A 10,845-nucleotide genomic window follows, 5' to 3' on the forward strand; every position below is an offset into this window, starting at 1 on the left:
CGTTCAGGCCGCCTCGGCCTTGAGGCCGAGGATGGCTGCGCCGATCAGGCCGGGTTCGACGCGGCATTCGCTGCGAACAACCAGCGGCCGGTCGAACTTGCGCAGGATCCGCTGGCGGACCGCCTTGTCGAGTTCGGCAAGCAGCTGTTCGACATTCGACAAGCCGCCGCCGACAGGGACGATCGTTGCGCCTGTGATGTTGATGGTCAGGGCGAGTGGCGAGGCCACGAGATCGGTATAGACGTCGATTGTTCGCGTCGCCTTCTCATCACCCTGCTGCCATTGCGCAATGATCTCCTCGCTGGAGAAATCGAGATCATGCAGCGTCTTGTGCAGGCGCTCGAGGCCGCGGGCGCCGCCGACGGTGTCGACACAGCCCTTCTGGCCGCAGCCGCAGGGATAGGCCGGGATCTTGGCGGGCGGATTTCCGGCTTCGGAGGCGATGATCGGGCCGTGGCCCCATTCACCGGCAAAGCCGCCCGAGGCATTGATCAACCGCCCGTCGGAGACAAGGCCACCACCGACGCCGGTGCCGAGAATGGCGCCGAGCACGATACGATGGCCGCGTCCGGCGCCGAGTTCGGCTTCTGCCATGGCGAAACAATCTGCATCATTGGCGATCAGCACCGGCAGGCCGAGTTCTGCCTCCAGTTCGGCTGCGAGATCGCGGCCGTGGATGCAGGGGATGTTGGCGCAGGTGAGCCGCTGGGTATCCGGATCGACGACACCGGCGATTGAAAGTGCAACACGCGAGGGGTGTTCGCCGCTTTCCGTGATGAAACTGCGAATGGTTTCGACGAAGGCAGCGAAGTCGTCCTTGGGGGTCGGCTTGCGGCCCATGGGAGTGATGTCCGCTTCGGAGCGGGCAATGCCGCCCTTGATGGCTGAGCCGCCGATATCGAAGGAAATGATCATGTCTTGCCGCCTCGCGATTACCGGCGTCTGCTCGCATCGTTTGCGTGGATTTGCAAGCCCTATGCGGGGAGCGTGACCCGCGCTTCGAAGCCGGATTGCCTGCCGCTTGCCGGTGACAGCAGTTCCAGCGTCCCGCCCATCTGGGCGGTGATGCGATCGGCGATCGCGAGGCCGAGACCCGATCCCGGCGCGTTGGTCGCACCTCGGCGGAAGCGCCGCTTGAGATTGCCGAGGTCTGCCGCAGAAATCACCGGACTGTCGTTGACCACGCGAATGGTGCCTTCCCCATCCAGTGAGACCGAAACCTCCTGCCCAGGGTCTCCATGAGAGAGGGCGTTTTCGACCAGATTGCGGATAACGATGCCGAAGGCATCGACGTCGGCGTTGCGCACAAGCGTTGCGCCGTTTCCGGCCTGATAGGCGATGCGGCCCTCGGTGCGGCTGTCGCGGGCATAGTCGGTCATCAGCATGTCGAGCACCGGCTTCAGGTCGGAGGCTACATCGCTCTTGCCGATCCCGGCTTCGGCGCGGGAGAGCTGCAGCAGCTTCTCCGCCAGCCGGCTGAGATTGACCAATGAAGTCTCAACCTGCTTGGCCCGCTGCCGCACCGGGCCGGGCGGAAGCTCTTCTGCAAGTCGCTGCGTCTGCGCCAGAGCACCGGCGATCGGGGTGCGCAGCTCGTGCGCGCTATTGGCTGTAAATTCGCGCTCGGCTTCCAGCGCCGACCGCAGCCGGGCCAGCAGCAGATTGACGGAACGGCCGATCGGTTTGATCTCGCGGGGCAAGCTGCCGCTCTCGATCGGCGCCATGTTGCCACCGTCCTTGGTGGCGATGTCCTGGCGCAGTGTTTCGATCGGTTTCAGCGCGCGGCCGACCACGAACCAGACGGCGAAGATGCTTGCGGGGATCAGGACGATGAGCGGCCAGAGAAGGGTGGCGGCACTTTCGCGCACCGCCTCGCGACGGTTTCCAAAGCGGTCCGCGACCTGCATGAACAGGGCGCCATCGGCTGTCGCCTCAGTATAGATCCGGTGCGTTTGTGTGTCGTGAAATCCGTGGACGAGCGGTGCGCCAAACGGCTCGGCCGGCGCATCATTGGAACGCAGCACGACCTTTCCGGTCTTGTCGCGCAGCTGATAGGTCAGATATTCGCGGCTGGCGGCCGTATTCAGCATCGCCACGCTGCGGGGATCGGTGACCGTGCGTTGGTCGAGGTCGTCGACGATCAGTGCCAGCAGCCGCTGCGTCGTTTCTTCCTGAGCGCTGTCGAATATCTCCGAGAACTCATGCTGCATGACGCGGATGCTGAGGCCGATGGCAATCAGCCAGAAGAGCACGACGATACTGGTCAGCGCCAGGATCAGCGGCCGGGTGATGCTTGGCTCGCGTCTCATGCTTCGCCCAGCGTGTAGCCGATGCCGCGGGCGGTGCGGATGCGGTCCTTGCCGATCTTCTTGCGCAGCCGGCTGACATAGACTTCGACGGTGTTGCTCTCGATTTCCGATCCGAAAGCGTAGAGTGCCTCCTCGATGCGGTCCTTGGGCACGATCGCGCCCGGCCTGGCAACCAAGAGGTCGAGCACCGCCCATTCGCGGCTGGTCAGGACGATCGGCTCACCAGCGACCGCAAGCCTATGCTGGGGGCGGTCGATCTCGATATCGGCGATCTTGATGATCGGGTGCGGATTGGCGCCGTAGCGGCGGGCCACCGCCATGATGCGGGCTTCGAGTTCACCGAGATTGAACGGTTTGACGAGATAATCGTCGGCACCGGCATTCAGCCCCTCGATGCGGTCGGAAATCTGGTCGCGTGCCGTCAGGATGATGACGGGTACCGTCTTGCCGCGCCCCCTCATTGCCTTCAGGAATTCTATGCCTGTGCCATCCGGCAGCTGCAGGTCGAGCAGGATCAGCCCGTAATCGACGGATTTTTCCGCCGCCTGCGCGTCGCCGATCGTGCGCATCCAGTCGATGGCGTGGCCAGCGGCGGCCACATGGTCGCGCACCGCTTCGCCAATCATTCCATCGTCTTCAACCAGCAGAATTCGCACGCAATTTCTCCCTGGAGAATGAGTAGCGCCTGGCGCTGGCGGGGGTCAAGCATGGCGTGACGGCGAAAAATGGCCTTGCAATGGCCGCGATCGGGAACCGGCGCCGTCATGATGGCGGCACATTCAGCAGAGAAGGTTCATATTTGGATGGTATCAAGCACACGAAATCGAGTTTCCGGGGTTTTATGACAATCGAAAGCATGGATATGGCGCGGGGGCGCCTGCCGCGTAATCCACGGCCGAGGGCGCGCCGCCTGTCAGCAATTCTCAGGCAGATGGCCAGTGACCGCTCGCGCGAGCGCATCTCCATCCGGGATATTTTCGAAACGATGGGCGACCGGGCGATCGGCGCTCTGATGCTGGTTTTCGCGCTGCCGAACCTCGTGCCGACGCCGCCCGGCACCTCGGCGATCCTCGGGGCGCCGCTGCTCTTTCTTGCCGCTCAGTTGACCTTCGGCCTCAGACCATGGCTGCCGAAGGTGATTGCCGACCGGTCGATGCGCCGCGAGGATTTCGAGGCGATCATTTCGCGTATCCATCGGAAGCTGGCTTTCGCCGAGCGGATGCTGAAGCCGCGGCTTTCGGTGCTTGTCGAGCCGCCGGCAGAATATCTTGCCGGCTTCCTCTGTCTGGTGATGGCGATCATCCTGACGCTGCCGATTCCGCTTGGGAATATGCTTCCGGCGCTGGCGATCTGCCTGTTCTCCTTCGGTATTCTCGGCCGCGACGGCTTGTTCGTAATCCTCGGCGTGATCGCTGCCGGACTGTCGGCGACCGTCGTCGGCGGGATGGTCTATGGGATCATCAAGGCGGCAGCTTTCGTCATCGCCAACTGGTTTGCCTGACAGGTCGCCAAGACGAAATCTGTCACGCATTTCTTCAACACACTCGACATTTGCCCATTTTTGTTTTGATCTGGCGCATTAGAGATTCATGGTCATATTCACCCGGTAGAACGCCGGCTTATTTTGCGCGGTAGAAGCTAGATGGCAAAGAGAACCGACACTCCGGGACGGCTGGATGACGCGGCGCGAGCAGGGTGGCTCTATTATGTCGCGGGCCGGACGCAGGATGAGATTGCTTCGACGATGGGCATCTCGCGCCAGTCGGCGCAGCGTCTCGTTTCGCTTGCCGTTGCCGAGAAGCTGATCAAGGTGCGGCTCGATCATCCGATCGCCGCCTGTCTCGAACTCGGCAATCAGCTGCGCAAGAAATTCGATCTGCGTTACGTGGAAATCGTGCCCAGCGATCCCGGCTCTTCCTCAACGACGATCGGCATTGCCGAGGCGGCGGCTGCGGAAATCGAGCGTTGGCTGAAGCGGCCCGAACCGATCGTGCTTGCCGTCGGTACCGGCCGCACGTTGAAAGCGGCCGTCGATCAGCTGCCGCAGCTCGAATGTCCCGAACACCGCATCGTCTCCCTGACCGGCAACATCACACCCGATGGGTCGGCCGCCTATTACAACGTGATTTTCAGCATGGCCGATGCCGTCAAGGCGCGGCATTTCCCGATGCCGCTACCGGTTCTCGTCACGTCGGCGGAAGAGCGTGAAATGCTGCACAGTCAGCAGCTGGTGCGCTCGACGCTGGAGATCAGCTCGCAGTCGGATGTCACCTTCGTCGGTATCGGGGAACTGGGCATCGATGGTCCGCTCTGCGTCGATGGGTTCCTTGAGAAGGACGAGATGATGGAGCTGATGCGCAATGGCGCCGTCGGCGAGATCTGTGGCTGGATTTTCGATGGCGACGGCAAGCTTCTCGACAACCCGATCAACGAGCGCGTCGCCTCGGCGCCTATACCGCCGCGCGACTCGTCGACCGTCATCGGAATCGCCAAGGGAAAGCGCAAATTCAAGGCGATACGGGCCGCCATCGTCGGCCGCCAGATCAACGCTTTGATCACCGATGAGGCAACTGCCGAGTTTTTGCTCACAGCCTGAGCAAAAATTATTTTGTTTTAAATCAACGCCATAAGTGTCCCTTTCGCTACCGCAGCAACGAATGCGGATTGACATTCTGTAACCTTCTGTGAGTAATTGCCCATGAGCAAAGCGAATGCTCACACTCATCTTCTGGGAGGAAGATATGACATTGAGAACTCTTCTGCTGGGCGCCTGCTCGGCACTGGCGTTTGCGGGCATGGCCTCGGCTGAAACGCTCACAATCGCGACCGTGAACAACGGCGACATGATCCGTATGCAGAAGCTGACGGATGACTTCAAAAAATCCAATCCCGACATCGACCTGGAATGGGTCACGCTCGAAGAGAACGTGCTCCGCCAGAAGGTCACCACTGACATCGCCACCAAGGGCGGTCAGTATGACGTTCTGACGATCGGCACTTACGAAGTTCCGATCTGGGCAAAGCAGGGCTGGCTTCTGCCGCTCGACAATCTCGGCGCCGACTACGATGCCGACGACCTGCTGCCGGCAATCCGCAGCGGTCTGACAGCAGACGGCAAGCTCTATGCAGCGCCGTTCTACGGCGAAAGCTCGATGGTCATGTACCGCAAGGACCTGTTCGAAGCTGCCGGTCTCAAGATGCCCGACGCTCCGACCTGGGACTTCATCGCAGACGCTGCGAAGAAGATCACCAACAAGGACAAGGAAGTCTACGGCATCTGCCTTCGCGGCAAGGCTGGCTGGGGCGAAAACATGGCGTTCCTGACGGCCATGTCGAACTCCTTCGGCGCACGCTGGTTCGATGAGCAATGGAAGCCGCAGTTCGACCAGCCCGAGTGGAAGGACACGCTGAACTTCTACGTCAACCTGATGAAGGAAGCCGGCCCTCCGGGTGCTTCTTCCAACGGCTTCAACGAAAACCTGGCGCTCTTCCAGACCGGCAAGTGCGGCATGTGGATCGATGCCACCGTGGCAGCATCCTTCGTCAGCAACCCGAAGGAATCGCAGGTTGCCGACAAGGTCGGTTTCGCTCTGGCTCCGGATAAGGGGCTCGGCAAGCGCGGCAACTGGCTCTGGGCCTGGAACCTCGCCATCCCGGCAGGCTCGCAGAAGGTCGAAGCGGCTGAAAAGTTCGTCGCCTGGGCTACCAGCAAGCATTACACCGAGCTGGTCGCTGCAAAGGAAGGCTGGCTGAATGCACCTCCCGGTACCCGTTCTTCGCTCTATGCGAATGCCGACTACCAGAAGGCAGCACCTTTCGCGAAGATGACGCTTGATAGCATCAACTCGGCTGACCCGACCAAGCCGACCGTCAAACCGGTCCCCTATGTCGGCGTCCAGTTCGTGGCGATCCCGGAATTCCAGGGCATCGGTACGGCCGTTGGACAGCAGTTCTCCGCAGCGCTTGCCGGCCAGCTTTCGGTCGACCAGGCTCTGCAGAGCGCACAGCAGCTGACCACGCGTGAAATGACGAAGGCTGGTTACATCAAGTAATAACCTCCTGAGAACGGGTTGGAATGCTTGACATTCCACTCAACTGGGCCGCCGAATTGCCCGAACTGCATCGGCGGCCCCCTTTTTTTCTTTGCTGCCCTGCAGCCGTTCGCCACTCCAGACATGATCGGTAATTGCCATGGCAACGTTACACACCCGCTCAGCCGCGCGCATGATGATGGCGCCTTCGGTCATTCTTCTGCTGCTGTGGTCGCTCATCCCGCTGGCGATGACGATCTACTTCTCGCTGCTGAACTACAATCTGCTCAGCCCGGGCATGGAAAGCTTTGTCGGCTTCCTGAACTATCAGTACTTCCTGACGGATCCGGCCTTCTTCTCCGCTCTGGCAAATACGCTGCTGCTGGTGCTCGGCGTCCTGTTGATCACCGTCGTCGGCGGTATCGCCTTCGCGATCCTGCTGAACCAGGACATCTACGGGCAGGGCATCGTTCGCATCCTGGTCATCGCGCCCTTCTTCGTCATGCCGACGGTGGCAGCGCTTGTCTGGAAGAACATGTTCATGAACCCGGTCAACGGGCTCTTCGCGCATCTCGCCAAGGCGCTCGGATTGCAGCCTTACGACTGGCTGGCCAATGCTCCGCTTTTCTCGATCATCCTGATCGTCGCCTGGCAGTGGCTGCCGTTTGCCACGCTGATCATGCTGACGGCACTGCAGTCGCTCGATGAGGAACAGCAAGAAGCCGCCGAAATGGATGGTGCGGGTGTCGTTTCGAAATTCATCTATATCGTCCTGCCGCATATGGCGCGCGCCATCACCGTGGTCATCCTGATCCAGACGATCTTCCTGCTTTCGGTCTTCGCCGAAATCCTGGTCACCACCAATGGCGGCCCCGGCACGCAGAGCACCAACCTGACCTATCTGGTCTATGTCCAGGCGCTCCTGCAGTTCGATATCGGCGGTGCTTCGGCAGGCGGTATCGTCGCTGTCATCCTCGCCAATATCGTCGCGATCTTCCTTGTCCGCCTCGTCGGCAAGAACCTGGAGGCGTAAGATGGCCCGCAAAGTCACCACACAACGCAAGGTCATCATGACCGCGATCGCCTGGACGCTCGGGATCCTGATCTTCTTCCCGATCCTCTGGACGTTCCTGACGAGCTTCAAGTCCGAAGCCGATGCGATCGCCTCGCCGCCGCAGTTCCTGTTCTTCCACTGGACGACGGAGAACTATGCGGAAGTGCAGAGCCGGTCGAACTATCTCGGCCACTTCATGAACTCGGTGATCATCTCCTTCGGCTCGACGCTGCTCGGCCTGATCATCGCCATTCCGGCCGCCTGGGCCATGGCGTTTTCGCCGACCAAGCGGACCAAGGACGTTCTGATGTGGATGCTGTCGACGAAGATGATGCCGCCGGTTGGCGCGCTCATCCCGATCTATCTGATGTTCCGCAACACCGGATTGCTTGACAGCCGAATGGGCCTGGTGATCGTGCTGACGCTCATCAACCTGCCGATCATCGTCTGGATGCTCTACACCTACTTCAAGGAAATCCCTGGCGAAATTCTTGAGGCCGCCCGTATGGACGGTGCCTCGCTCGCCAAGGAAATCATCTATGTGCTGACGCCGATGGCCATTCCCGGAATTGCCTCGACGCTGCTGCTCAATATCATTCTGGCCTGGAACGAAGCCTTCTGGACCCTCAACCTGTCTGCCTCCAAGGCAGCGCCGCTGACGGCCTTCATCGCGTCCTATTCCAGCCCCGAGGGCCTTTTCTACGCCAAGCTCTCGGCAGCATCGACCATGGCGATTGCCCCGATCCTGATCCTCGGCTGGTTCTCGCAGAAACAACTCGTCCGCGGCCTGACCTTCGGCGCGGTGAAATAAGACGACAGGGAGAGAAACATGGGCAGCATTACCCTTCAGAAAGTCTCGAAGGTCTTCGGCGAAGCCAAGGTCATCCCTTCGATCGATCTCGAAATCAAGGACGGCGAGTTCGTCGTCTTCGTGGGACCATCGGGCTGTGGCAAGTCCACGCTGCTGCGGCTGATCGCCGGGCTCGAGGATGTCAGCGGCGGCAAGATCGTCATCGACGGTAAGGACGCGACCGAGCAGGCGTCGTCCGAACGCCGGCTGGCGATGGTGTTCCAGTCCTATGCGCTTTATCCGCATATGAGCGTGCGCAACAATATCGCCTTCCCCCTGAAGATGGCGGGGATGGACAAGGCTGAGATCGATCGCAAGGTCGGCGACGCCGCGCGCGTGCTGAACCTCACCGACTATCTGGAGCGCAAGCCGCGTCAGCTTTCGGGTGGTCAGCGCCAGCGTGTCGCCATCGGCCGCGCCATCGTTCGCCAACCGTCGGCCTTCCTGTTCGACGAGCCGTTGTCAAACCTCGATGCAGCGCTGCGCGTCAACATGCGTCTGGAGATCAGCGAGCTGCACCAGCAGCTGAAGACGACGATGATCTACGTCACCCACGACCAGGTGGAAGCCATGACCATGGCCGACAAGATCGTCGTTCTCAACCGCGGCAATATCGAGCAGGTGGGCTCGCCGCTGGAGCTCTACAAGAACCCGCGCAACCTCTTCGTCGCCGGCTTCATCGGTTCGCCGAAGATGAATTTCGTCAAGGGCCAGCTTGCCGCTCAGCTCGGCGCGCATACGATCGGCGTTCGCCCCGAGCATGTGCTGCTGTCGCTGGAAAGCGGCGACTGGAAGGGCCGGGTCACGGTTGCCGAACATCTCGGCTCCGACACATTCCTGCATATCGATGTCGAGGGCATCGGTGCGGTGACCGCGCGTGCCGGAGGCGACTTTGCGGCCAAGGCGGGCGATACCGTTTATGTGACGCCCGACAAGGCGCGTATCCACAAATTCAACGAGGGCGGCCTCGCCATCTGAGGCGGGACCGGGCCGGGGTGGCCATGCGGAGCGGGCGCGGTGCCCGGTCCGCCGAGACCTGGAGCGGGAGGCCGCTCCGGAAGACCTCAAGAGGACTGTATCATGACGTGCAAACTATCGCTGGCAACGCTTACCGAGGCGGCCAAGACGGCCACGGTTCCGACCTATGGCCGGGCGTCGCTCTCAGCCGGCATCCTGCACTTCGGCGTCGGCAATTTTCATCGCGCCCACCAGGCGATCTATCTCGACGATCTCTTCAACGAGGGGCAGGATCACGACTGGGCGCTTGTCGGCGCCGGCATGCTGCCGTCGGATGCGTCGATGCGCGAAAAGCTCGCGGCGCAGGATTTCCTGACGACGGTGGTCGAGCAGGACAACAACAAGACGGCGGCCCGGGTTACCGGACCGATGATCGACATTCTGCCGGTCGGCGATTCCAAGGCGATCATCGCCAAGCTTGCGGATCCCGCGATCAAGATCGTCTCGATGACGATTACCGAGGGCGGCTATTTCATCGACGCATCGGGCAAGTTCAATCCGGAGCATCCGGCGATCGCCGCCGACGGCAAGAACCCGTCCGAGCCGAAGACCGTGTTCGGCCTGATCGTCGCCGGTCTGAAGGCGCGCAAGGACAAGGGCCTTGTTCCCTTCACGGTGATGTCCTGTGACAACATTCCGCATAACGGCGTGGTCACCACCAACGCCGTCGTCGGTACGGCGAAGCTGTCGGATCCGGCCTTCGCCGATTGGATCAAGGCCAATGTCGCCTTCCCGAATGCCATGGTCGACCGCATCACGCCGGCAACCGGCCAGCGCGAGATCGACCTGCTGAAGGATCAGTTCGGCATCGAGGACAACTGGCCCGTCTACTGCGAAGAATTCAAGCAGTGGGTGCTGGAAGACAAGTTCACCGCAGGCCGTCCGGCGCTCGAAAAGGTCGGCGTCACCTTCGTGTCCGATGTGACGCCCTACGAGCACATGAAGATCCGCATCCTGAACGGCGGCCACGCGGCGATTGCCTATCCCGCGGCGCTGATGGACATCCACTTCGTTCACGACTCGATGGAAGATCCGCTGATCCGCGCTTTCCTGGCGAAGCTCGAGAAGGACGAGATCATCCCGATCGTGCCGCCGGTACCGAATACCTCGCTGCAGGACTATTTCGAGCTGATCGAGCGCCGCCTGCTGAACCCGAAGATTGCCGACACCATCCCGCGCCTGGCGCAGGACGGTTCCAACCGGCAGCCGAAATTCATCCTGCCCTCGACGCTCGACAATCTTAGCCAGGGCAGGGACGTGGTGGGCCTGTCGCTGGTTTCGGCGCTCTGGTGCCGCTACTTCGCTGGCAAGACAGATAGCGGCAAGGAGATCGTCTTCAACGATGCCAGCGCCGACCGCCTGCATGCGGCGGCGGTCAAGGCCAAGGACGATCCGATGGCCTTCCTCGCCTTCGACGATATCTTCGGTGAAGCCGCCAAGTCGGAGCTCTTCCGCAAGCGCTTCGCCCATGCCCTGAAAACGCTGTGGGAAAAGGGCACTCGCGAGACGCTGCAGCTCTATCTCGACGGCAAGCTTGCAGTGTAAGCAGATATGACGGCGGCACATGCCGCCGTTGCCGCCTGG

Annotated in this window: 10 protein-coding genes; 7 read left to right on the forward strand and 3 right to left on the reverse strand. The window is 61.3% G+C overall.

Annotation, left to right across the window (positions count from 1 at the left end):
* Positions 1 to 3 precede the first annotated feature (3 nt).
* From AC1DV9_RS23140 to AC1DV9_RS23150, 3 genes are read right to left on the reverse strand one after another with little or no spacing between them, the layout of a single operon-like run.
* A complete protein-coding gene (locus AC1DV9_RS23140; protein WP_477950195.1) occupies positions 4 to 915 on the reverse strand; it encodes an ROK family protein in 912 nt (303 codons plus the stop codon).
* A gap of 59 nt (positions 916 to 974) precedes the next feature.
* Positions 975 to 2,309, reverse strand: a complete 1,335-nt coding sequence (locus tag AC1DV9_RS23145) for a sensor histidine kinase (RefSeq protein WP_477950196.1) — start codon at positions 2,307 to 2,309, stop codon at positions 975 to 977.
* Positions 2,306 to 2,965, reverse strand: coding sequence for a response regulator (locus tag AC1DV9_RS23150; RefSeq protein WP_477950197.1), 660 nt, complete (start codon positions 2,963 to 2,965; stop codon positions 2,306 to 2,308). Before AC1DV9_RS23150 ends, AC1DV9_RS23145 begins: the two co-directional genes overlap by 4 nt.
* A 185-nt stretch (positions 2,966 to 3,150) precedes the next feature.
* Here AC1DV9_RS23150 and AC1DV9_RS23155 point away from each other — a divergent pair, with 185 nt between their 5' ends.
* The 7 genes from AC1DV9_RS23155 (at position 3,151) to AC1DV9_RS23185 (ending at position 10,806) form a co-directional block, all read left to right on the forward strand.
* Entirely contained in the window at positions 3,151 to 3,810 is a 660-nt protein-coding gene (locus tag AC1DV9_RS23155) for an exopolysaccharide biosynthesis protein (protein WP_112385731.1), read from the forward strand.
* 141 nt (positions 3,811 to 3,951) lie between these two features.
* A complete protein-coding gene (locus tag AC1DV9_RS23160) occupies positions 3,952 to 4,905 on the forward strand; it encodes a sugar-binding transcriptional regulator (RefSeq protein ID WP_310296791.1) in 954 nt (317 codons plus the stop codon).
* A gap of 145 nt (positions 4,906 to 5,050) precedes the next feature.
* Positions 5,051 to 6,361, forward strand: coding sequence for an ABC transporter substrate-binding protein (locus AC1DV9_RS23165; protein WP_112385730.1), 1,311 nt, complete (start codon positions 5,051 to 5,053; stop codon positions 6,359 to 6,361).
* A gap of 139 nt (positions 6,362 to 6,500) precedes the next feature.
* Complete coding sequence (locus AC1DV9_RS23170; protein ID WP_112385658.1) at positions 6,501 to 7,373, forward strand: carbohydrate ABC transporter permease; 873 nt, start codon at positions 6,501 to 6,503, stop codon at positions 7,371 to 7,373.
* Between the two features lies 1 nt (position 7,374).
* Positions 7,375 to 8,205: a carbohydrate ABC transporter permease gene (locus AC1DV9_RS23175; protein ID WP_112385657.1), complete on the forward strand. Its 831-nt coding sequence runs from the start codon at positions 7,375 to 7,377 to the stop codon at positions 8,203 to 8,205.
* An 18-nt stretch (positions 8,206 to 8,223) separates the two neighbouring features.
* Entirely contained in the window at positions 8,224 to 9,222 is a 999-nt protein-coding gene (locus tag AC1DV9_RS23180) for an ABC transporter ATP-binding protein (protein WP_477950198.1), read from the forward strand.
* Between the two features lie 102 nt (positions 9,223 to 9,324).
* Positions 9,325 to 10,806, forward strand: a complete 1,482-nt coding sequence (locus tag AC1DV9_RS23185) for a mannitol dehydrogenase family protein (RefSeq protein WP_477950199.1) — start codon at positions 9,325 to 9,327, stop codon at positions 10,804 to 10,806.
* Positions 10,807 to 10,845: the final 39 nt, after the last annotated feature.

The sequence above is a fragment of the Rhizobium sp. 01L410 genome, from assembly GCF_056400165.1.